Annotated in this window: 20 protein-coding genes and 2 pseudogenes; 12 read left to right on the plus strand and 10 right to left on the minus strand. The window is 51.7% G+C overall.

Translation table 11 applies throughout. The annotated features are described in order from the left end of the window. Positions 1–57: 57 nt before the first annotated feature. On the plus strand, positions 58–645 hold the full coding sequence (locus JI735_RS03325) for a hypothetical protein (protein ID WP_233476226.1): 588 nt from the start codon (positions 58–60) through the stop codon (positions 643–645). A 250-nt stretch (positions 646–895) separates the two neighbouring features. Here JI735_RS03325 and JI735_RS03330 read toward each other — a convergent pair whose 3' ends face one another. Beyond that, entirely contained in the window at positions 896–1,516 is a 621-nt protein-coding gene (locus JI735_RS03330; protein ID WP_039834274.1) for an SCO family protein, read from the minus strand. A 15-nt stretch (positions 1,517–1,531) separates the two neighbouring features. Continuing rightward, positions 1,532–2,464, minus strand: coding sequence for a heme o synthase (gene cyoE, locus JI735_RS03335; protein WP_046505664.1), 933 nt, complete (start codon positions 2,462–2,464; stop codon positions 1,532–1,534). 259 nt (positions 2,465–2,723) lie between these two features. Here cyoE and JI735_RS03340 point away from each other — a divergent pair, with 259 nt between their 5' ends. Both JI735_RS03340 and JI735_RS03345 read left to right on the plus strand, forming a co-directional pair. After that, positions 2,724–3,728, plus strand: coding sequence for a metal-dependent hydrolase (locus tag JI735_RS03340; RefSeq protein WP_039834277.1), 1,005 nt, complete (start codon positions 2,724–2,726; stop codon positions 3,726–3,728). A gap of 269 nt (positions 3,729–3,997) precedes the next feature. Continuing rightward, on the plus strand, positions 3,998–4,192 hold the full coding sequence (locus JI735_RS03345; protein WP_020430161.1) for a DUF5325 family protein: 195 nt from the start codon (positions 3,998–4,000) through the stop codon (positions 4,190–4,192). Here JI735_RS03345 and trpS read toward each other — a convergent pair. Continuing rightward, the gene (trpS, locus tag JI735_RS03350; RefSeq protein WP_039834278.1) at positions 4,189–5,178 is read right to left on the minus strand and encodes a tryptophan--tRNA ligase; all 990 of its coding nucleotides are present in this window, start codon (positions 5,176–5,178) and stop codon (positions 4,189–4,191) included. The genes JI735_RS03345 and trpS overlap by 4 nt on opposite strands. 435 nt (positions 5,179–5,613) lie before the next feature. Here trpS and JI735_RS03355 point away from each other — a divergent pair, with 435 nt between their 5' ends. Together JI735_RS03355 and JI735_RS03360 are read left to right on the plus strand one after the other, a co-directional pair. Then, positions 5,614–6,588: an aldose 1-epimerase gene (locus JI735_RS03355; protein ID WP_039834280.1), complete on the plus strand. Its 975-nt coding sequence runs from the start codon at positions 5,614–5,616 to the stop codon at positions 6,586–6,588. A 101-nt stretch (positions 6,589–6,689) separates the two neighbouring features. Beyond that, the gene (locus JI735_RS03360) at positions 6,690–6,926 is read left to right on the plus strand and encodes an alpha/beta-type small acid-soluble spore protein (protein WP_020430166.1); all 237 of its coding nucleotides are present in this window, start codon (positions 6,690–6,692) and stop codon (positions 6,924–6,926) included. Between the two features lie 120 nt (positions 6,927–7,046). Here the strand turns inward: JI735_RS03360 and JI735_RS03365 are convergent, their stop codons facing one another. Together JI735_RS03365 and JI735_RS03370 are read right to left on the minus strand one after the other, a co-directional pair. After that, the gene (locus tag JI735_RS03365; protein WP_020430167.1) at positions 7,047–7,457 is read right to left on the minus strand and encodes a hypothetical protein; all 411 of its coding nucleotides are present in this window, start codon (positions 7,455–7,457) and stop codon (positions 7,047–7,049) included. A 346-nt stretch (positions 7,458–7,803) separates the two neighbouring features. After that, positions 7,804–9,602, minus strand: a pseudogene (locus JI735_RS03370) (M3 family oligoendopeptidase). Positions 9,603–9,702: 100 nt separating this feature from the next. Here JI735_RS03370 and JI735_RS03375 point away from each other — a divergent pair. Together JI735_RS03375 and JI735_RS03380 are read left to right on the plus strand one after the other, a co-directional pair. Then, on the plus strand, positions 9,703–9,894 hold the full coding sequence (locus tag JI735_RS03375) for a YycC family protein (protein ID WP_020430169.1): 192 nt from the start codon (positions 9,703–9,705) through the stop codon (positions 9,892–9,894). Next, positions 9,891–10,121 carry a hypothetical protein gene (locus JI735_RS03380; protein ID WP_039834283.1) on the plus strand — a complete coding sequence of 77 codons (231 nt, stop codon included), beginning with the start codon at positions 9,891–9,893 and terminating at the stop codon, positions 10,119–10,121. Before JI735_RS03375 ends, JI735_RS03380 begins: the two co-directional genes overlap by 4 nt. Positions 10,122–10,203: 82 nt before the next feature. Here the strand turns inward: JI735_RS03380 and JI735_RS03385 are convergent, their stop codons facing one another. Continuing rightward, entirely contained in the window at positions 10,204–10,908 is a 705-nt protein-coding gene (locus JI735_RS03385) for a DUF2225 domain-containing protein (RefSeq protein WP_233184628.1), read from the minus strand. Between the two features lie 30 nt (positions 10,909–10,938). Then, the gene (locus JI735_RS03390; protein ID WP_039834285.1) at positions 10,939–11,322 is read right to left on the minus strand and encodes a globin domain-containing protein; all 384 of its coding nucleotides are present in this window, start codon (positions 11,320–11,322) and stop codon (positions 10,939–10,941) included. Positions 11,323–11,726: 404 nt separating this feature from the next. On the opposite strand from JI735_RS03390, the gene ylbJ reads away from it, so the two are divergent. The 4 genes from ylbJ to JI735_RS03410 all read left to right on the plus strand — a co-directional run bounded on the left by ylbJ (position 11,727) and on the right by JI735_RS03410 (position 16,760). Beyond that, positions 11,727–12,968, plus strand: a complete 1,242-nt coding sequence (gene ylbJ, locus JI735_RS03395) for a sporulation integral membrane protein YlbJ (RefSeq protein ID WP_039834286.1) — start codon at positions 11,727–11,729, stop codon at positions 12,966–12,968. Positions 12,969–13,054: 86 nt separating this feature from the next. Then, entirely contained in the window at positions 13,055–13,858 is an 804-nt protein-coding gene (locus JI735_RS03400; protein ID WP_020430182.1) for an NAD kinase, read from the plus strand. A gap of 222 nt (positions 13,859–14,080) precedes the next feature. Continuing rightward, entirely contained in the window at positions 14,081–15,259 is a 1,179-nt protein-coding gene (locus JI735_RS03405; RefSeq protein WP_051051653.1) for a copper amine oxidase N-terminal domain-containing protein, read from the plus strand. A gap of 37 nt (positions 15,260–15,296) precedes the next feature. Further along, positions 15,297–16,760 (plus strand): S41 family peptidase, encoded by a 1,464-nt coding sequence (locus JI735_RS03410; RefSeq protein WP_051051654.1) that lies wholly within the window; start codon positions 15,297–15,299, stop codon positions 16,758–16,760. 1,093 nt (positions 16,761–17,853) lie between these two features. Here JI735_RS03410 and JI735_RS03415 read toward each other — a convergent pair. Then, positions 17,854–18,450 (minus strand): YutD family protein, encoded by a 597-nt coding sequence (locus JI735_RS03415; RefSeq protein ID WP_063822075.1) that lies wholly within the window; start codon positions 18,448–18,450, stop codon positions 17,854–17,856. A 368-nt stretch (positions 18,451–18,818) separates the two neighbouring features. Next, entirely contained in the window at positions 18,819–19,724 is a 906-nt protein-coding gene (gene lipA / locus JI735_RS03420) for a lipoyl synthase (RefSeq protein WP_039834287.1), read from the minus strand. Between the two features lie 229 nt (positions 19,725–19,953). Between lipA and JI735_RS03425 the strand changes: the two are divergent. Next, positions 19,954–21,020, plus strand: a pseudogene (locus JI735_RS03425) (M23 family metallopeptidase). Between the two features lie 32 nt (positions 21,021–21,052). On the opposite strand, the gene JI735_RS03430 reads toward JI735_RS03425, so the two are convergent. After that, positions 21,053–22,423 (minus strand): ABC transporter permease, encoded by a 1,371-nt coding sequence (locus tag JI735_RS03430; RefSeq protein WP_202677046.1) that lies wholly within the window; start codon positions 22,421–22,423, stop codon positions 21,053–21,055.

Consider the following 22,423-nt stretch of genomic DNA (forward strand, 5'->3'; position numbering starts at 1 on the left):
AGGTAAAAGTACCTCTGATTCCGCCGAAGGCGGGCCGCCGCTTCAACAACGGCATTTTTGCCGTTGTTCCCGGGCAAGCCGGCCTTCGACGCTTCAACAACGGCATTTCTGCCGTTGTTCCCGGGCAAGCCGGCCTTCGACGCTTCAACAACGGCATTTCTGCCGTTGTTCCCGGGCAAGCCGGCCTTCGACGCTTCAACAACGGCATTTCTGCCGTTGTTCCCGGGCAAGCCGGCCTTCGACGCTTCAACAACGGCATTTCTGCCGTTGTTCCCGGGCAAGCCGGCCTTCGACGCTTCAACAACGGCATTTCTGCCGTTGTTCCCGGGCAAGCCGGCCTTCGACGCTTCAACAACGGCATTTCTACCGTTGTTCCCGGGCAAGCCGGCCTTCGACGCTTCAACAACGGCATTTCTGCCGTTGTTCCCGGGCAAGCCGGCCTTCGACGCTTCAACAACGGCATTTCTGCCGTTGTTCCCGGGCAAGCCGGCCTTCGACGCTTCAACAACGGCATTTCTACCGTTGTTCCCGGTCAAGCCGCCAAGCCAAGTGAAACATTCCTTCCCACGTTTCACCCGGCTGGGCCAGCAACTAATCCAAGTGGAAAAAGTAAACTTAATTCCCTCCATCCCGCCTCCCCGCTAACGTTAAGTGGAAAAAGGACAACTAATCTGCCCTATTCGCACGCTTACCCGTGAATTTGTTCATATTAAGTGTACTTTTTCCCACTATTCCCTCTTCAGGAGGCTTTTTTGTTTCATTTAAGTATACTAATTCCACTTCACCTTACCGGAGCTTCCCGCACAATAGGAAATCTCCGTTTCCAACAAAAAACGCCTAATCCGTATCTTGCATCACATGCAAGAATTCGAACAAGGCGCTATTTTCTTACATATTATGATTCGCGGGCTAATTTCTTCAGCGCACCGGCCAAAAATTCCGGGGTCACGTTCTCCGTATCTCCGGCATCATACAATCCCCGCAGCCGATTGTTCCGGTCCACCAGACCGATTAGGTTGGCATGGGCAAAGTTATCCTTGTTGTCCCCGTAAATCAAGACCTTGAAGGAGTCAGCCGCCAGCGTACGGACCTGCTCCTGATCCCCCCGCAGAAAGTACCAGCCGCTGTAGTCCGCATGAAAGCGGTCCGCAAACGCCTTAATCGCTTCACGCGTATCATTCAAGGGGTCAAAAGAAATGGAGACGAATTCCACATCCTTGCCGAAGCTGCCGTCTTTTTTCAGCAGATCCTGTGTCTGCGACAGCATAAAGGTAGTGATGGGGCAGACATCCGGGCATTCCGTGAAGAAGAAATAGACGAGTCTGGGCTTCCCTTCCGTATCCGCCAGCGTGATTGGCTTGCCATCCACGTTTTCAAGCGTGAAGTCCTGCACCTCTCCGATTACAGGCAGTTTGTCATTTCCTTTGTTCCAATAACCAACTGCCAGATACGCCGCCAAACCCAAGGCGACCAGCAGCATCAGCCACGTCCATTTGTAGCGCTTCAAGGTCTGCACAGGACACTCTCCCCCTTAACCGTGAATCGTATTCAGTACAAGCACAATCAGACTGACTGTCAGGTAATTAATGGAGAAAAAGAAATTCTGTTTCGCCCAAGCATCGTCATCCTTCGCTCTAAATCCCTTTAAAGTCAGGTACAGCCAGGCAAGCGACAATCCCGCAGAAATAACCAGGTAAAAGATGCCTGCGTAATCATAAACATACATCAATACCGGAATGGGCAGCAGCAGCGCTACATAAGGAATCATTTGAAACTTCGTGCGCCGCGTGCCCTTGACTACCGGCAGCAGCGGAAAACCCGCTGCGCGGTACTCTTCCTTGCGGCGGATGCCGAGCGCCCAGAAATGCGGCGGCTGCCACAGGAACAACATCGCGAACAGCAGCCAGGCCCCCAGGTCAACTGCCCCGGTAACAGCCACATAACCGATAACCGGAGGCATCGCGCCCGAGATGGCCCCTACCGATGTGCTCCACGTAGATGTTCTTTTGAGCCAAAGGGTGTACACTACTACATATACAAACATGCCGACGATGCCGAAGATTCCGGCAAGCACGCCGCAAAATGCAAACAGCACGGCAAGACCGGCTATGCCAAGGCCTATGGCGTAGATCAGCACCGTTTGCGGCTTCAGTCTACCCGTTGGCAGACCGCGTTCGCGTGTTCTTTCCATTTTCATATCCAGATCACGGTCGAAATAGTTATTGAACACACAGGCAGAAGCCATGACCAGCATCGTTCCGAGCAGGGTTAGGATCAACCGCCCATACTGCACATCCCAGCCTGAAGCCACCCAGTATCCCGCAAAAGCTGCGATCAGATTCGAACGGATAATACCGGGCTTAGTCACCGTAATAAAATCGCGCCAGCCGGCACCTTCTTTGGGTGATTTGGCAGACAAAGCTGCGGAATCCGAAGAAGCTTGATACCTCAATTGATTGTCCACGATTAGTGTTCCTCCTTCTAAAGGACTTCTACGTTCCGCCGGAGCATAAAATCGGAATTAACGTTCTCAGTTGAGAATATTATTCACTCTGCTGTTAACTTTATCATATCAAACCCGAAAAGAGTTTGACAATCATCGGCCAATATGTTCATCAATTTGACAATTGCGTGACAATATTTATTTTATCCCCCCTAAATAACTGGACGTCAAATTGGGTAGTTATTAATAGAGAACTTCCGTACAAAGGAGATCTGACCAAATGGATACCGCTACACATTTCGTTATGGGCCTGGGACTCGCTGGACTGTCCTTCGTCGATCCCGTCGTTGCCTCCCAGCCGACTTTGGCCGGGGCTGTCATGGTCGCCACCGTACTGGCCTCTCAAGCACCCGATGCCGATACCGCACTGCGTTTGAAGGACAACGCGCTGTATATCCGCAACCATCGGGGAATCACACATTCACTGCCGTTTTTACTGCTGTGGCCTGCCTTGATCACTTTGGTTATTGGACCGCTCTTCGGGTTCACAGAGCTACATGATTTGAGCCATATCGCCCTGTGGAGCTTCATCGGCGTGGCTGTTCATGTATTCACCGATCTGTTCAATACTTATGGAACGCAGGCCGCGCGTCCGTTTACGGAGAAATGGATCGCCTGGAACATTATCCACATCTTTGATCCGTTTATATTTGGCAGCCATGTAGCGGCCATCATTCTCTGGATCAGCGGGTTCGTTCCGCCGGCTCCGTTATTCATTACCCTGTATGCCTGCATCGCGCTTTATTATATTTGGCGGACACTGGTGCACGCCCGGCTGACAAGGAAACTCAAGACCAAGGATATCCATCATAGCCCCGGTGAACGCTATTTTGTAATTCCGACCATATCACCTACACGCTGGAATGTGGTCAAAGCCAAGCCCGACGGCAGCTATATTATCGGCCTGCTGAACAGCGGACGGCTTGAATGGTTCAAGCATGCGGTATGCTCCACTCACCCCGCCGTTGAACATTCCAAAAGCCATCCCGATATTAAAGCCTTTCTGTACTTTACCTCCTACGCGGTAGCTGAGGTCGAGGAACTTCCCTCCGGTTATATTGTACGCTGGGGGGATGTCCGTTATTTACACCGCAAGCAATTCCCGTTTGTTGCAGTACTGGTTATGGACAGCCAATATCATCCACTTAACACCTATGTGGGCTGGCTAAGCAGCGAGAAGCTGGATGAACGGTTCGCCATCGATCCGGGTTCCATGAAGCTTTAGGTTTTGCAGGCGAGGCGTCCGTTTCGGCGGACGCTTTTGCTGTTTGAACCGGAAACCTTCACAATTATGAAAACTCATCCCTTGACGCCTGCCAACGCATAGGGCACAATCACCATAAAGCGTTTTCACTTCAACACAAGCAGAAACATAAGGATGATTTGTGTCGTGGAACATATAAATATAAAATCCCGCTGTGCAGAAAATACGCAGCGGGAAAATTGAAAATCTTTTAGTTCATCAAATAAACAAAGGAAAGAAGGCTGACGTTTATGGGTAAAGGCTTATCCCTCTGGTTCGCAGTTTCTTCCATTCTCCTCCTGACTGCAGCCTCTATTTCCATCAGTACTAATATTTGGCTGGCGCTGCTGCTGGGAGTCTTGTGCATTTTGAATATTGGCTGGGGCTTCATCCTCAAAGCCAGACTGAGACGCAAGGCGGAGGCCAAGACGCACCAGTCTTCCTAGCGCAGCGGCAGGAATCCCATCTTCTCTTTGACACCGGCGAGCGTCCGGGCGGCGACTCCGCGGGCGCGTTCTGCTCCTTCAGCGAGAATATCGCTCAGGGCGCCGGAGCTGCGGATCTCCCGGTATTTCTGCTGGAGAGGCTCAAGCGCAGCCACCAGAACCTCGCCCAGATCCTTTTTGAAGCCGCCGTACATTTGACCCTCATACCGGTCGGCAATCTGCTGCAGGGTCATTCCGGAGCATTCAGCATAGATACTCATCAGGTTGCTGATCTCAGGCTTATTCGCCGGATCAAAGATAACCTCACGGCCTGAATCGGTTGTGGCGCGGCTTATTTTTTTGCGGATCACATCAGGCGGGTCCAGCAGGGCGATATAGCTGCCCGGATTCGGGTTGCTTTTGCTCATCTTCTTCGTACCGTCATCCAGGGACATAATCCGTGCACCGACTTCAGGAATGTAAGGCTCCGGAACCGTGAAGAAATCACCAAAACGGTGGTTGAAGCGTCCTGCCAAATCACGCGTCAGCTCCAGATGCTGCTTCTGGTCTTCCCCCACCGGCACCAGATCGGCATTGTAGACCAGTATATCGGCAGCCATCAGCGAAGGATACACGAACAAACCTGCACCTACGGAATCTTTGCCTGAAGATTTATCCTTGAACTGGGTCATCCGTTCCAGCTCCCCCATCGCTGTGAGGGTGGTCATAATCCAGCCCAGTTCCGCATGCTGCTGTACGTGCGACTGCATGTAGACATTGGAGATTTTGGGATCGATTCCGGCCGCAAGATACAGCGCCGCCACAGATTCTGAATTCTCACGCAGGGCGGCAGGGTCCTGTGAGACGGTGATGGCATGCAGATCGACGACCATAAAGTAGCATTCATGCTCCTCCTGCAGTTTGACGAAATTTTTGATCGCACCGATGTAGTTCCCCAGGGTCAGTGAACCGCTCGGCTGGATGCCGGACAACACTTTTTTAGCCATAATATTTCCCTCCGGTTTATGTTTTCACTTGAACCGCAGCACGCAAAAAAGCCCCACATCCGCAAGGGACGTGAGACCGTGGTGCCACCCTTATTCGCCGTGCGCAGCCTCTTCCCAGAGGTCTGCCGCAACAGCCTTGACTTCCGTTAACGGGGAAGAGCCGGCCGGTCTACTTAAGCCTGGAGCTTGTTCGAGCACGGCGCTCATGGGTCCATTCAGCCTGGAGTGAACCACCGGTTCGCATCAACCACCGGCTTTCTGAAGGTGCTTCTCCCGCCTACTTGTCCCTGTCATCGCATTGTCATTTTCATGAATGCATTCATCATAGTGCGAACCGGAGAAGTTGTCAAATGACTAACCACAAGTACATAAATCTGGTATGATAAGGGTATCCGTGTCTATCCGATTACAGCTAATCAAAGGAGCATACTTCTCATGAAACAGGTGACCAAAGGGCAGTGGGGCGGTTATGATACTTATATTTTGCATAGCCGTGAGCTGGAAGTCACGCTTTTGCCGCGACTGGGTAACAACGTTATTTCATTGTGGGACCGTAAGCAAAACCGTGAAATTCTTCGCAAGCCGGAAGAGAGCGACCTCTCCTATTACCTTCAGAAGCCTTATCATTTCGGCATGCCGCTCCTGATTCCGCCCGGACGCATCCGCCAGGGGCAATTCCAGTTCGAAGGCAAGGCCTATCAGTTCGAGCAGAATACAGCGGGAGGCCACCACATTCACGGCCTGCACCGGACACAAGCCTGGTGCGTCAGTGATATTGAAGAAGACGAGGAAGGCTGCGCGGTGACTACTGAATTCAATACCGAAGATGATCCCCGCTGGATGGAGCAGTTCCCCGTTCCTCTGAAGCTCGAGATGACGTTCCGGCTGCAGGATAACCGTTTCAGGCAAACCCTAAAAATTACCCATCAGGGAACAGCCTGTGTCCCTTTTGGAATCGGCTATCATACCTGGTTTATGATTGATGGCGAGCCCGGGCGCTGGAAGCTTCAGCTTCCAGCCGAAAATGTCTATGAATTGAACGATGAACTGCTGACAAGCGGCAATCTCCTGCCTCTCGGTGAGCTGGAAGCCCTGAACCAGGGCTTAGGACTTCGGGGAATCAATCTGGACACTGTGCTGCGCATAGGAGATCAGCAGCCCGCTGAGGCAGTGCTGACAAGGGATGACGGCTACGTCCTGCGCTATTCGGCCGACCAGGAATACTTCCGCCACTGGGTGGTATACACCAATGGAACGGCAGACCAATATCTGTGCATAGAGCCCTATACGTGGCTTCCTGACGGGCCCAACCTCGGCAAAGATGCTGCTTTTACAGGCATCATTACCTTGGAGCCCCAACAGACTCTTGCGGTCTCAAGCAATCTAGAGGTAGTCAGTCCCGAACTATAAATTTCATATAATTACCACCCTTAAAATCTTCTGAACCTGTGCATGAATTTCTCTCCCAGCGCCCATACTATCTTCACAACGGGCGAAGGAGGTGAACAAACATGGGTCAAGCAGGTCAACAAGGTCGCGGTAGCCGTTCCAATAACCTGGTCGTTCCACAAGCAACTGCAGCGCTGCAGCAGTTGAAATATGAAGCAGCACAGGAGCTTGGAGTAACAATCCCAGCTGACGGTTATTATGGGAACTACACTTCCCGCGAAACCGGTTCTTTGGGAGGATACATCACCAAACGTCTGGTGCAACTGGCAGAGCAGCAACTGTCTGGTCGTTCGCAGTAACAGCCTTATCATAAGTATCCCGCCAGGCTGAATGCCTGATGCGGACCTGTTTAACAGCCCTCCCGCGCTTCTCGCCGAAGTGCAGGAGGGCTTTTGCTTATGCACATCTGTATGTATAACTCAACCGTAAAACTGATCGGGCTTGTCGGATTGGACATTGCGTGGATAGCGGATCATCAGATTAGCCATATTGTAATTGGATTCCAGTGTGGCATCCACCACTACCATTCCCTGGCGGACGGCAAATTCATAGCTGATTTCGCCGTGCGTCCAGCGCCGCTTGTATTTCAGACTCTCCAGAGCCATAAGCCGGAAAGAAGATTGCTGTACGGTATTCAGCCCTTCCTGCTCTGCAGCGAACGTTCCGCTGCGGCCGGCCAGGGGATTATGGCGTATTCCGAACTTGCCTATGACGTTATTTCTGATTTGTACAAAGACTGTGCCGGAAGACAGCCCTGACAGTTCCTCCTGCAGTTCCTTAAATACCAGGTCAATCTGTCTTGCCAGTGAAAGTTGTTCCGTTCTTAACATGTGTATCCTCCTAAAAGTTTTGAAAATAGGTGTAAGTGAGTCAAAACTCCTTGTTTCATTTTCCTACAAAATCTGCTTCTTAGCAGCCTTTATATAAGGCTTTAGGCTCATTATAGGCCACTAAGTACAAGCCATCAACATTATTCAACATAAATGGGTGTTTATCCCTATATGTGCGTGATTTTCGTTATTTTATTGTATATAACCTTCTACCAATCGTCTTAATTCGACAGCATTCCAGCATAAAAAAAGGCCCCTTTACAGGGGCCTTGCGCGTTAATACAAGGTTTTCAAGCCTTCACCGTTGCCTGAAAAAACAGCAACTGTCTTCGTTCTGACAAACTTTTCAAGCCGAAGGCTCCGTCAATTTCATAAATTCGTTGATATCGGCAATGATCAAATCCGCTGCGCCCTGCCAGAAATCCGGCTGAGTCAGATCAACACCAAGGTGTTTCTGCACCAGGTCTTCCAGCGTCATGATGCCCGTGTCACGCAGCAGGCTGTCATACTTATCGGCAAAGGAAGTCCCTTCCTGAAGCGCGATCTTGTACAGTCCTGTACTGAACATGTAACCAACGGTATACGGGAAGTTATAGAATGGGACATCCGTAATATAAAAATGCAGCTTGGACGCCCAGAAATGCGGATGGTATTCGGAAAGAATCCCGCAGAAGGCTTCCTTCTGCGCTTCAACCATCAGTGCCGACAATTCTTCGGCATTTACAAGCCCCTGCTTCCGTTTCTCATAAAAACGGGTTTCGAACAAAAAGCGGGCGTGGATATTCATGAAGAAGGCTACACTGTTCTGGATTTTTGCTTCGAGCAGGGCAATTTTCTCCCCGCTGCTTGCAGCAGCCTTCACCTGGGCATCGGCCACAATGACCTCTGCGAAGGTTGAAGCGGTCTCCGCGACATTCATAGCATAGTTTTGATTGAATACCGGGAGATCCTCCAGCAGATAGGAATGATAAGCATGTCCAAGCTCATGTGCCAGCGTCGACACATTGGACGGGGTCCCGCTGTAAGTCATAAAAATGCGTGATTCCTTGCTCTCCGGAAAGGATACGCAAAATCCGCCGGGGCGTTTGCCTGGACGGTCTTCGACTTCGATCCAATTGCTGTCGAAAGCATGTTCAGCAAAATCCGCCAGCTTAGGACTGAAATTGCGGAATTGTGCCACAATGTCTTTTGCTGCCTGATCATAGGGGATTTTGCCGGAGGACTCGCCTACCGGAGCTTCCACATCCACCCAGGACAGCGATTCCAGCCCGAGCAGCTTGGCTTTGCGGCTCAAGTAGGAGACCAGCCCCGGCTTGGCTTTGGTGATGACATCCCACATCGTATCCAGCGATTGATGCGACATGCGGTTAATGGCCAGCGGCTCCTTCAGCACATCCTCCCAGCCGCGGCCTTTGTACAGATTCAGACGGAACCCGGCCAGATGATTGAGGGTATCCGCACAATAGTCCGCAGCGCCGCCCCAGGCTTCTTCCCATTTGCGGAACATCGCCTCCCGGACCTTGGGATCGGGGTCGTCGAGCTTGTTGAAGGCTTGCCCGGCAGACAGCAGCCTGGTCCCCTCTTCATCCTCATAAGGGATCTGTATGGACCCGACAATCGTTTCGTAATGCTCGCTCCAGCCATGATAGCCGTCAACGGCCAGCGTAAGCGCAAATGCCTCCAGCTCAGGACTCATTTTTTCTTGGGCTAGATCGCGGCTCTCGATAAGCACGAACTTCAGGGGGCAATCTCTGGACGGGCCATCCACACCTGCCATACCTCATCAGAGGTTTGGCGCAGTACATCATCGAACTTCGAGCTGACTCCCTCGAAATCTGCCCGCAGGCCTGCAACCTTGGAGGATAACCGTACCGCCCCCTTGTCCTGCTGGTTCTGGGCACCCAGACATCCGGCGAACTCGGATGCCTGCACCAGCCGCCCGGAACAGCTCTGCAGCAGCGCTATCACATCATCCAGTTGCCTGGTGGACTCGATATTTGCCGGTGATGCAGCAGCCGCAACCTGCTGATCCAATACCCCAATGTCCGTTTCCAGCTGCTTCAAAAAATGCTCGAATTCCGCCGAGGCTGAGCCTCCCGGAAATATAGAATCCAGATCCCAGGTCAATGATAAAGGCTGTTTCATTGTATCTCACCTTTCCTTTGTTACATTTGGTTTTTGTGTTTGGCCTGCGGCCATGGTAAAGTGAATTACAAAAGCTGCACATTTACAAGGAGGTCATCACATGAAGCCACTGCAAATCTCGCCGGAGACGGCGGTTACCCTAGCCAAACAACTCGGCGTTCCGCTGGAACACTTAATGCATATGCCTCAACATATCCTGCTGCAAAAGATTGCGGAATTATCCAAGAAACAGAGTCAAGACACCACCGATAGCAGCTCAGCGGCTGAGGCGCCCGAGAAGGGCGAGCAATGATTCCATTCAGCCACACCTGGCCTTATGACATTTTATTGGAAGACCTCTATGTGCAGTATTGTCCGTTCTGCGACAAGGAGAATGTTATTCTGCCCATGAAACCGAAAGAGCTGCAGACCGTCCGCGAAGGTAAAAAAAAGCTGCTGGTCTTCCCCTGCTGCAAAACGAGTCTGACCGTTATCGACACGGATGCAGACTACCTGCTGTTTGACCGGGCTGTCCGCTGATATTGCGGCACAGGCACTGCATTATGTTCCGTTTACGCATGTCTGATAAGCACACCAGGACAAAGATCCTGGTGTGTTTTCCCTATGTACCGGAAGGCAGCCCGTCTTCCTCCGGCTCGCCTCCGTTCATCTGTTCCCTTAAAAGCGCCCACTGCTCCCGGGCTGCCCGGATCATTGCGGCATCCATGATCTTCTGATCATTGATCAGGCGCGAAAACCACTTCACTGCGTTGGAAAATTCACCGATCCGGCGGTTCAGCTCGCCAATCAGATACATTAGACGGGCATCGTTTCCGCCAATGCCGTCGTTTTCGAAGACCTTGATGTACATGTCGAGTGAATAGCGCAGGAAACGCTGCTCCTGCTCGATATCCCCTTGATACCGGTACATCCAGGCAATATGATGCAGAAGACTCGCGATAATCCGGTCCTTGTCTTTGATGCTCTGGGCACAGAGCAGCGCCAGCTTGTAGGTCTCAAGTGCAATCTCCCAGCTGCGCTTATCTCCGAAATCCCGGGGAACCCAGCGGCTTCCCACTTGCTCGCGGAATGATTTGCGCTGCCAGTCCGCCAGCTTGTCCGCAGAATTCTCGGTGGAGGCGAAGCCGCAGCTCGGGCAGACGCGCACGACGTAATAATCGGGATTCTCGTTCTTGTAGTAGGAGCAGAAGTCCGCATCGCGCCGGACAGCCTTTTTGAGGCTGGGACGGACTCTTGAGGTTGTAAATTCATGTTCACAATTACAGCAGATTACCTTAATAGTGTACAGCGGTATTAATTCTGGCAATGCCCTCATCCTTTCACGATCAACTACGCGTTACTCCTGGGGCATGTTGACAAAATGGTGCGCAGGGCCCGCAAGACGGCTTAACACAAATGCACGCAGCGGCTCCTCCACACCCGTTTCCTCCAGCGCCTCATTCATGCACTCCAGCCATTCCTCCGCACGTTCCGGTGTAATAGGGATATGCATATGTCTTGCTCTCATCATCGGATGTCCATGCAGCTCTGAGTAGAGCGCCGGTCCGCCAAAAAACTGACTCAGGAATTGATACTGTTTCTCCATTACAGGAGTAATATCTGCTGGAAACAGGGGGCCGAGCCGCGGATGAAGCTGCACCTTGGCGTAAAAGGACTCAACCAGCCGGTGAACCCCTTCCGCGCCTCCCAGATTGTCGTAAATGCTGTCGTTTGGATTCATCGGTGATTACCAGCTTTCCTCCGTATTAATGTAACGTCTTTTTTATTATACCAAAATATAAGCTTCACGGTTATCCTGCTTCAGGCACCCTATTGTAACGGATATGTGCAGAAAAAAGACGCTAAACCAGTGTTCAGCGCCTTGAGTATTTAATAGGTCCGAAATTCCTCATCACCAGGCGGGACGAGGGAGACCCGGATCACATAGACAAAAGCACAAACCAGAACTCCGGCAACTACACTCATCACCATCACTCCATCCCTTATTAGGTGTGCATTAATTAATTTTATAATACCATAATTTCAGTCAAAAAGCACAGTTAAATGTAACCGCTTTCCTGTTTTTTTTGTGCTGTTTGTCCCTGTTTTTGCATACATCTATCCATATACCGGGAGGCGTTGACCATGATTCTGAAAAAAAATTACAGTCCGCTGCTGGGTGTCCTCCTTGCCGGATGTATGCTGCTGATGATAATGAACCCGGCTAGTTCTCTGGATGCAGCCCTCCGAGGGTTATCCGTCTGGTGGGACGTGCTGTTCCCTTCACTGTTTCCCTTTTTTGTGATTTCGGAGATGATGCTGGGCTTCGGGGTAGTCCATCTGTTCGGCGCCCTGCTCGATCCGCTGATGCGTCCGCTGTTCAACATTCCCGGCAGTGGAGGTTTTGTGGCGGCTATGGGTTATGTATCAGGATACCCCGTCGGCGCCAGATTAACCGCAAAGCTGCGGGAACAGGGGCTGCTGAACCGCGTAGAAGGCGAACGTCTCGTAGCCTTCACCACATCGTCTGATCCGATCTTCCTGCTTGGTGCGGTTTCCGTAGGTTTTTTTCATGATGCTTCTCTGGGGCTGATTCTTGCGCTCGCCCATTACGGTGGAGGGCTCATTGTAGGACTGCTGATGTCGTTTCATGGCAGACAAAAGAGTTCGCCTTCCGGACCCCCGCATAAAGCTCTCCAGCCTGAACGCGCCGGCAGGCTCCGCTTGGCCCTGAGTTCCATGGCGGAAGTCAGGGAGCGGGACGGACGAAGTGTAGGCGAGCTCCTGAAGGGAGCAGTCCAGTCTTCGCTGCAGCTCATTATTGTTGTGGGCGGCCTCGTCGTGTTCTTCAATGTGCTGATGGAGCTGATGGACCGGGCCGGAATTATGTCCGCACTCTTCAGCTTTACAGGAGGGCTGCTCTCGCTGGCAGGGTTCCCTGCAGAGCTGTCCACCGCGCTCGTCAGCGGACTTTTTGAGGTAACGCTGGGTACCCGCTCAGCCGGTGCCGCTGCCGCTTCGCTGCCCCTGGAGTTCAAAGCAGCCGCAGCGGCCTGGGTTCTCTCCTGGGGCGGTTTATCTGTACACGCACAGGTTGCCAGTATTCTGAACGGAACAGGACTCCGCTATCTGCCCTTTTTGGCTGCCAGGCTGATCCATGCCTTCCTGTCTGCAGGACTTGTGCTGCTGCTGTGGAAGCCCTTAGCACACTCCGGGTCAGGGCTGGACTACAGCCCGGCTACCGCCGCTGCCGGCTTTACCGCCGCTCCACTGTCCGGGTTTGCCGCCAGTCTAAGCTGGCTTGGCCTGCTGCTCGGCATAGCTCTGCTGCTCTCGCTGCTGGTGATGCTGCTTCAGCGCATCGGGCGTCCAGGAGGGCGGCAGTGACTTTTTACCGCTTCAAATATTGTGTTCCTGGTCCAGATTGATTATGATCGGTGTATGACTGAAACATACAAAGGAGCCTATACATCTTGAGATATTATGTTCTGGACCGCGGTGACGAACTGTCCATCAAACTTGCGGAGCAATTTCACAAGCTGGCAGCGGAGCGGAATCTGGAGCTGGATGCCAAATCTCCGGAAATCGTCATCTCGATTGGCGGAGACGGCACCATGCTGCACGCTTTTCACACGTTTATCGACCAGATCCCCAATCTGGCTTTTGTGGGTGTCCATACCGGACATCTGGGATTCTATGCGGACTGGAAGGCAGACGAGCTGCCTGCCCTGGCTGATTACATGTGTGGAACCGGCAGCGCCGAGCCGCATAAGCCGCGTATCGTCAAATATCCGCTGCTCGAATTGGAAATCCACAAGAAATCCGGCTCCAGCTCTCATATTGCCTTGAATGAGTTCACGCTCAAGGGTGTGGACGGAACAGTGGTGATTCAGGTGGACATCAATGATGTGACCTTCGAGATGTTCCGCGGCGACGGCCTGTGCGTGTCCACACCGTCAGGCAGCACCGCCTACAACAAAAGCCTTGGCGGAGCCATGGTGCATCCCACCATTGAAGCCCTGCAGATTGCCGAAATTGCTTCCATTAACAACCGTGTTTTCCGCACGATGGGGTCGCCGCTGCTGCTGCCCAAGCACCATCATTGCGATATATTTTCGCGCAAGGACCAGCGCCTGCTGCTGACGATAGACCATAATAATATACCCGTTGACGATCTGATCTCTGTGCGCTGCCAGGTATCCGACAAAAAAATCAGCTTTGCCAGATACCGCCCGTTCCCCTTCTGGAACAGGGTCCGTGAAGCTTTCCTGATCTAACAGGTTCCATCTACAATCATATAAGGCAGGCGGCTCTAAGAGAACCGCCCAGCCGCAGGAATAAAGCCGGGGATGCGGAACCATCTCCGGCTTTATCATGCGTTTTCAGACATTTTCATTTTATCTGCGCAAGCTTACATGAATGGATAGACAGCAAGAAAATTTCGATGGTATAATGAACCTATTTTACAAAGTGCTGTTATTTAAAGGAGAGAACCATTGTTGAAGAAATTATTGTCGCTCATGGGCATAAGCCTGCTGGCTTTAATGCTGGCCGTTCCCGCTTTTGCCGCAGACAAACCGATCAAAGTCTATATTAATGGAAGCAACGTTGCTTTCACCGCCGGTTCTCCGTATCTGAAGAACAACACAGTTCTTGTTCCCTTTCGTGTCATCTTCGAAAAATTGGGCTTGAACGTACTCTGGGATGCCAAGACAGGGACCGTCACCGGAACAAGCGCCAGCCTTACAATCAGCCTAAAAATCGGCAGCAGCCGGGCAACAGTTAACAATCTGGTCAAGAAGCTGGCCACCGCTCCGAGTTCCATCAGCGGTACTACATACATACCCTTGCGTTTCGTAGCCGAGGCTACCGGAGGCACCGCTGTCTGGGATGCGGCCAGCAGAAGCGTAAAAATCAACACCCCCGAAGCCTCCGATAACAGTGAGCAGCAAATTACAGACCTTATGCATTTATCCAATAAATATTTCAATGCCGAGAATGCAGCAGGCTACTATTCACTGGTCGTCTTCAATTCGGTCCCGGCCGATTCAGTTGACAATTTGAAGGAATACTTCAAGAGATATGATATGGTCACCACCATCGAAAGCCTTGATATTCTGAGCATTCAGGGCAACGAAGCCGTTGTGCATACCGTGGAGAAATCTGTGCGCAAGGGAGGAGATTACCTGCCTGATGAGCGTTATGAGTACCTGCACACCCTTGTCCGCAAGAATGGAGTATGGAAAATCGAAAGCTCCGAGCTGCAGGACAGCTCTGTTTTGCTTACACCCGAACAGGGAAAAACGGCTGCCGTGCTTCCACAAATCGATGCTTCCGCTATTAAAGACAGCCTCAGCAAGTATTACACAGCCCGCAACGCCAAAAATGTGGACGGCACCCTTGCGCAGCTGACCTACTACGGGGAAGAATATGAAGCTTCCATGAAAGATGCCATTGCCGAGTATTTTGAGGCCTATAATCTTACCGAAACGCTGAATAGCTCCAATATCTTCTATTATACTCCGGATGAAGCTGCCATATATGTGGAGGCTGCTGTAAAGGATGCCGATTCCGGTGAGAACTATACGCAATCTTCTATTTTTATTTTCTCCAAATCCAGCAGCGGTCAATGGACCATCGATGATTCTTATTTGGTTTCCTATTCTGATCAAAAGTAATTCCTAATAAATCATATAAAAAAGGGTGTATGCAATCATGAAATCAAGCAAGGTAATCACTGCGGCCCTCAGCGGCTATCTGGCTGTATCGCTTATTCTGGCTCCCGCTGCTCTGGCGGCGGACAGTTCTCAGGCGGTACCAGGCACAGACCAGGCACAAGCGGCTGCCTCCACGGACCGGATTAACGAAATCATGCAATATCTCGAGCAATATAATGTGGAGGGAATCGATCAGGATACACTGATCCGCGGAGCGATTGACGGCATGGTGAACACCCTCAACGATCCCTACAGCCAGTACTTCGACAAGGATGAGGCTGCTGCATTCAGCCATGCGGTCGATCTCGAATATGTCGGCATCGGCATCCGAATGGTCTACACCGCCAAAGAACTGTATATTGAAGAAGTTGTAGCCGGTTCTCCGGCAGAACAAGCCGGCCTTAAGCGCGGCGATATCATTCTCAAAATTAACGGTGTAAAAATCCAAGACACCAAAGGCGATGAGCTGAGCGGTACAGCGGGCACCAAGGTTTCCCTGCTCGTCAGCCGAAAAGGGGTGTTGAAAACTTTCAGCGTCAAGCGCAGCGAGATGGCATCCACCTCAGTGACCAGCAAAATGCTCGGGCAGAACATTGCTTATATCTCCATTGGCGGCTTCACGCAGAATGCGGATGAGGAATTCACAACCGCACTAGACAAAATGCGTGCCGGCGGCATGAAATCCCTGGTGCTCGATCTGCGGGACAATACGGGCGGCTACATGGATTCCGCCTATAACATCGCTTCCCAATTTATGGACAAGGGCATCATGATGTACACCTCCGACCAGAGCGGCGCCTTAACCCCGGTAACCATCACCGATGGCAGTAAAATTGGAGTGCCGGTTGTAGTGCTGACCAATGAGTACACTGCCAGTGCTTCCGAGGCGCTTACCGGTGCTCTTCATGACAACAAGCTGGCAACGGTAGTGGGCACACGTTCCTTCGGCAAGGCTCGGATTCAGAGTCTGATTCCGGTATCGGACGGGGCAGAACTAAAACTGACGACACAGAAATATTTGACGCCAAGCAAAGAAGACTTCAATCATATCGGGTTGACCCCTGACATTGAAGTCCAAGGCAAAACGGCACAATTGATCACCGCCCTGCAAATTGCCGGAATGAACAGGATTACAGCTTCGGGCGACAACCATATTCTTGATGTGAACGGCAGTCCTTTTGCCGGTAATGTCGGACTGATCAAACAAGGAAATACGATCTACGCTTCCTCGCGCGTGCTGGCTGCCCTGTTGGAGAGCGAAGTCTCCTGGGATGCCAAGAACAAAAAAGTGCTTGTTACAAACGGCACCGGCAAGGTATCCGGATTTGCCCTGGCCTCCAAAGAGGCACTGTCACAGAACAATGAAACTTTCATTGATGTGAAAGCTTTTCAGCAAAAGTTCCCATCCCTGGTATGGAGCTACAACACAGCGCAGAATCTATTGAAGTTAAGCGTAAAGTAATAGAGCGCTAAAACGGCTGCGCCTTCCTCGGATGACGCAGCCGTTTTAGCGAGCGCCCGGAAACAACGGCACTTTTGCCGTTGTTTCCGGGCAAACTGCCCAGCGGGCGCTAAACAGCGGCATTTCTGCCGTTGTTTCCAGGCAAACTGCCCTGCCGACGCTAAACAGCGGCACTTTTGCCGTTGTTTCATTACGTATACATATAAGAACAAAACGGCTACGCCATCCTTGACAGAATAGATTGTTAGTTTAGCTATGCCTGGAGAACCCTTTATCCATCCTTCGAGGATTCTAAGTGGAAAAAGGTTAACTAATTCAGCTCATTTCGCTCCTGACGAAGTAATATGACCCAGTTAAGTTCCTTTTTTCCACTTAATTCACTCAATTGTTGATTTTTAGGAAAAATAAGTTCCCTTTTTCCACTTAGCATTGCTCACCTGTGTCTTCGCAAGCGCTAGTTGGTAAAAGGCTATCAAATAAGCAACTCGGAGCTTACGCCTGCAGGGTTTCCCCACCGTTCCAATATCAATGGGGCATGCTGGAGGCCAGGATTGTTGCACAATAAGAAAGATTAGCGCCCTTTGGCTTGCTTAGTGTTCACATTGTTGTACAACATGCTCAATTCTCGTTACTACCCATATATATCTGCTTAGCACGTACATTACTGAACTTGCGATTTTGCATAGGTCCCTCTGCGGACATGACGAGCTCCCTTCACGCTCGATCCGCGGCTTATGCGGACTGGAAATCCCTTATTTAGGAGGATTCATCCATTCCGAAGGACAAACGGACTACAGATTCCGCTATTGTTCCTCTCTCCCCTTATTCTAGGCTCAAACGTACGATATAACGGCTCCTGTGTCCGTACCCGCCAGAAAAGCAGGCTTTTTCGCATAATAAGGGCTTCTCTGTCCGCTTCAGTCCGTGGATGGAATCCAATCCTCCTGCCCCGCATATATCATCTGAGGCTTCCAGGAGATCCGCATGTTTTGGATTTGCATAATTCCCCAAATAATCAAAAAGGTGCCCCACAGCCAGTGCAAAACTGGCTGCCGAGACACCTTTTTTTAGATTGCCGGGCTTCTTATAGCCGTTAATTCGAAGGATTCTGCGGCGGGTTTTGCGATGGTCTGCCTTGGGAATCCTTGTTGTTTCTTCTGCCCTGGTTCTCTTTATTCCGGTGATTCCGGCTTTGATGCTCACGGGCGGGTCTGTCCTTTGCCCCGTTCTCTTTGGCCGGGCCTCCCGTATTTTTGTCACGGGCTGCCGGATTTGAATTCGAGGGCCTGGAAGAAGGGTCCCGCTGCACCTTCGCTGTTACCACAGTTTCTGCGGAGGCCTGCTCCATTTCATCGTCTGTGCCGGGCTCCGGTGCTTCCTTGGTCAGAATATCCCTGAAGCTGCCTTCTTTGGGCGTTTCCTTCAACTTGTGGAGCACAAAATAAGCACAGCCAAAATTACAGTATTCATTAATGTAATCCACCATGCCTGAAATTGCCGTGTCCCGGTTCACCTTCGGGTGATTATCCCGGTAAAAGCCTTTCAAGCGCAATTGGCTGTAACCCCAGTCACCGATAATGTAATCGTACCGGTCCAGCACTTCACTGTATCTTCCGCGAAACGCCTCCGGGTTCCAGCCGTCCTTGTGATCCAATACGAGCTCATAGCCCTTTCCACCTATAACGATCAAGCGTTTGTCGCCTGCCTTTCAATAAAATGAGAGGGGGCGTTGATAACCCGTCATTCCGCGGGTTTTTGGATTTCCGGCCGCTGTTGTCTGCAGATTTCTCTGATTAACCGCTATAAGCGGTTGAAATCTGCAGACAAAGGCGGACGCTGACGCTCCTCCAATTCCAAAATCCCTCTCCATGACTCCCTCAACGCGGGAGGTGGTAGCAAACGTCGAAGAGCGGGTTGATTGCTCGCGCTCCAACCCCCAAGACTAAACCTTAAAGACTAAACCTTAAAGACTAAAACCTTAAGACTAAAACCTACTGTGACTTCGTCACGGGACAAATTTTCAACTCAAGTTTGTGGCTTACAAAGAACAATTGCAGCTTACAAAGAAACCGTACGCTCTTCGCGGGCAGCCGCAGCCGACTTCACCTGTTCATGCGCATGATAGGAGCTGCGCACCAGAGGGCCGGACTCCACATGGCTGAATCCCCGCTTCAGTCCCTCCTCCTTGAGCAGGGCGAATTCTTCAGGAGTATAGAATTTCTCAACGTTCAAATGCTTGGGAGACGGCTGCAGGTACTGGCCTAATGTCAATATATCACAATCCACGGCACGCAAGTCATCCATCGCCTGCAGAATCTCATCCCATTCCTCACCTACGCCAAGCATAATACTGGATTTGGTTGGAATGTCCGGCTTGATCTCCTTCGCCCGGCCCAGCAGCTCCAAGGAACGGCGGTATTTGGCCCGGGCCCGCACGCGGTCGGACATCCGCTCTACCGTCTCAATGTTATGGTTCAGGATATCCGGTTTGCTGTTCATTACAATTTCCAGACTGTCCCGTTCGCCAAGGAAGTCCGGAATCAGCACCTCTACGCTGCACAGCGGAAGCCGCTTACGAATTGCAGCCACGGTCTCGGCAAAAATCCTTGCGCCGCCATCCTTCAGATCATCACGGGCCACACTGGTTACGACACAATGCTTCAGCTTCATATTTTCGGCAGCCTCGGCCACACGCTCCGGCTCCTGAAGATCAAGCTCGGTCGGCAGGCCGGTGTTCACGGCACAGAACCGGCAGGCCCGGGTGCAAATGTCACCCAGAATCATAAAAGTAGCCGTACGGTTGGCCCAGCATTCATAGATATTCGGGCAGCGCGCTTCCTCACATACGGTATGCAGGGTTTTGGATCGCATCATGCCTTTAATTTCCTGATAATTATCGCCAGTCGTTAATTTGATTTTGATCCAGTCTGGCTTGGGCTGTTTGGCTGTTCGATTATTAGTCAAAGTGGAGAACCCCGCTTTCGCCTGAATAGTAGTTGCATGCTTAAAAGTTTACTGCCTCATATTATAGCATGTGCAAGAGCCATTTGCCTGTTTTTGTGAACGTTTGGGCAAGAACGGATAAAAAAAGGCTATTTGTTTCAATCTAAAAGAAAAGCACCCGCCGGGATGCTCTTCGATACAGAACTTCATCATCTTTAAAATCAGCACCCGGACCAAGGAGGTTGTTAACATGCTGGCTCTATTCAGAATTGCTGCAATACGTAAAACAGTGCTCTGCCTGTCGGCCGCTGCGATGCTCTGGGGCGACAGCGACGCTGTGGCAGCAGCCGCCGCAGGCAATAAGCACGCAGTCAGCAGTGAAGCTGCACCCGGCAAGGAGAATCTCTCCGCCAGCCGTAAGCAGCTTTATGATCAAATGAGCGCGGCTACCGGCATTGCCTGGTTCCGCTTCGCCGCTATCGACCAGTATGAGCGGACGATTGCCAAAAAGAAAAGCGGGACTGCGGAGCAAGCCCAACCCCGCCTTACCGGAATCAGCTTTCCCCACCGGTGTGGAGCGGGCCGCTGAACCCGAATCAGGAGGACCAGTCGCCGGAATCGATCCGTTTTTTTGGAGGATTCGGAAATGACGGGTCCGGCGACGGCTTGGCCGATCCTGAGAATGATGCCGATGTGCTCTACAGTATGGCAAGGCATCTGATGAAATACGGCGACTCCTCCAGCGATTTCAATATTGGGGTATGGGAATATTACCATAACGGCCGGGCCACGCAGCGGATAGAGCAGTTTGCCAAGCTGTATGAGCATTTCGGACGCCTTGATCTATCGGGCAGTGCTTTTCCGCTGCCGGTCGGGAAAAATTATTCCTACCGCAGCACCTGGGGGACAGGCAGAAGCTGGGGCGGGGCACGTATCCATGAAGGGACGGACCTGTTCACACCTTACGGCATGACTGTGCGCAGCACCTGCTTCGGCATTGTGGAAACCAAGGGCTGGAACCGCTATGGCGGCTGGCGGATCGGGATCCGCGACATCGAAAACCGCTACCATTATTACGCCCACCTGGCCGGATTTGAAAAATCCCTTTCCCGGGGTGATATCGTGGCTCCAGGCCAGACGATCGGCTGGGTCGGCAGCTCCGGCTACGGCAAGCCTGGTACTCAAGGCAAATTCCCGCCTCACCTGCATTATGGCATCTACCGCGACCGCGGGATTACCGAATGGGCCTTTGATCCCTATCCATTGCTTAAGCAGTGGGAAACCCAGGAATACAGAGCCTTGAAAAAACACAAATAAGTTTCTGGAATGCCGCCCTTGATCAGAAAAACCTAATCCACCGCCTTTAAAGAAGTGACCATATCAATGTGGGATATCTTCCTGCTCATTAACCGATTCACCGCATAGGAGGACAGGAGCGTAAGGCAAATCGCGGAAAAATAGCTTAGCAGCCTGATCTTGGGAAACAACATAATGGTTTCATCGGCATTCCATTTTGCCAAGGCCTGAATAGCTTCCCACGCAGCGGGAACAGCCAAGGCTATTCCAGCCAGCGTTAACAGGAGGTTCTCCCGCACCAGCAGCCGCCGGATTTCTTGCTGCCGGAAGCCCAGGACTTTTAATGTGGCAAATTCCCTCGATCTTTCTGTAAGGCTGATCAGGCCCAGACTGTAAATTACAGCAACCCCCAGGAATATGGCGGCAATGGTTAATCCCGCAGCTGAGGCAAAAACGCCTTCGTTCAACTGTGCATTTGCCTCCCTGATCTCCTTTTTCGCTACGATTTGAGTGACAGGGTAGGCCTCTTTCACTCTTTCCAGGTTTGCCTGCCCGCCAAGCAGCAGAGAAGTCACAACAAATGCTTCCCCGGATTTTTCCCAAGCCCTTCTGGATAAGTAGACTTTATTGGCAGCGGGGGCCTGAATCGTATCCGCGATCCTGAAATCCCTCCAAGCACCGCCTGCAAACCTTACTTTGATCCGCTCCCCCTTCTGCACGCCCAACACGTCCGCTGTATTGTCCGATACAACAATCCCCTCCTGAGGGACAGTTACAGGCTTGCTGCTGTTCACATCCAGATTTATGTATTCCCCGTTATCCAGCACCGTAAGCAGCAGATTTCGCTCACCCTGCTCCGATTTGACCTGAATCCCCGCTTCCTGTATATATTGCACGGGTGTTTCACTAGCGGACGGGTCCGGCAATAAGGATATGCTTGTGGCATTGATATCTGCTTTTAACGCAAAAAGATTCTGCCGGCCAAACTCTGCTTCAATCGCCTCGCCGCTCGAATCGATATTGGCAAAGCCGAACAGAATCAGAAATGTGCAGCCAAACGCCCCGATGACGCCCATAAGCGCCCGCATTTTATGAGCTTTCAGATTCCGCAGCATCCATACATTGTCAAAGGACGAAGGTAAACGCAGGTTAAGCCGGTTGCCGGCCCTCGAATGCCCGGGGCTTGGCGGTACACTCCCGCGCAGAACTGCGGCAGGCCATTGCTTAAGCTTGTTCCCGCTGGCCAACAGCACGGCTAGAACGCAGCATCCACAGACAGCTGCAACAGACAGCACCGCTTCCACCGGAAACGCCGTTGTCCATTCCGGCAGAATAAAGGCCCTCGTTAAAGTCCCCATAAAAATCTTTGGAATTCCATAGTATCCGGACACCAGCCCGATTATGCCGCCTGCAATTCCGAGCAC

The organism is Paenibacillus sonchi (assembly GCF_016772475.1).
GTDB classification, from domain to species: Bacteria; Bacillota; Bacilli; order Paenibacillales; family Paenibacillaceae; genus Paenibacillus_AQ; species Paenibacillus_AQ sonchi.

Bases quoted from the DNA above. Each gene is read 5' to 3' on its own strand.
- JI735_RS03340 (WP_039834277.1), top strand. From the start codon at position 2,724: ATGGATACCGCTACACATTTCGTTATGGGCCTGGGACTCGCTGGACTG.
- JI735_RS03345 (WP_020430161.1), top strand. From the start codon at position 3,998: ATGGGTAAAGGCTTATCCCTCTGGTTCGCAGTTTCTTCCATTCTCCTC.
- trpS (WP_039834278.1), bottom strand. From the start codon at position 5,178: ATGGCTAAAAAAGTGTTGTCCGGCATCCAGCCGAGCGGTTCACTGACC.
- JI735_RS03355 (WP_039834280.1), top strand. From the start codon at position 5,614: ATGAAACAGGTGACCAAAGGGCAGTGGGGCGGTTATGATACTTATATT.
- JI735_RS03360 (WP_020430166.1), top strand. From the start codon at position 6,690: ATGGGTCAAGCAGGTCAACAAGGTCGCGGTAGCCGTTCCAATAACCTG.
- JI735_RS03365 (WP_020430167.1), bottom strand. From the start codon at position 7,457: ATGTTAAGAACGGAACAACTTTCACTGGCAAGACAGATTGACCTGGTA.
- JI735_RS03375 (WP_020430169.1), top strand. From the start codon at position 9,703: ATGAAGCCACTGCAAATCTCGCCGGAGACGGCGGTTACCCTAGCCAAA.
- JI735_RS03380 (WP_039834283.1), top strand. From the start codon at position 9,891: ATGATTCCATTCAGCCACACCTGGCCTTATGACATTTTATTGGAAGAC.
- JI735_RS03390 (WP_039834285.1), bottom strand. From the start codon at position 11,322: ATGAATCCAAACGACAGCATTTACGACAATCTGGGAGGCGCGGAAGGG.
- ylbJ (WP_039834286.1), top strand. From the start codon at position 11,727: ATGATTCTGAAAAAAAATTACAGTCCGCTGCTGGGTGTCCTCCTTGCC.
- JI735_RS03410 (WP_051051654.1), top strand. From the start codon at position 15,297: ATGAAATCAAGCAAGGTAATCACTGCGGCCCTCAGCGGCTATCTGGCT.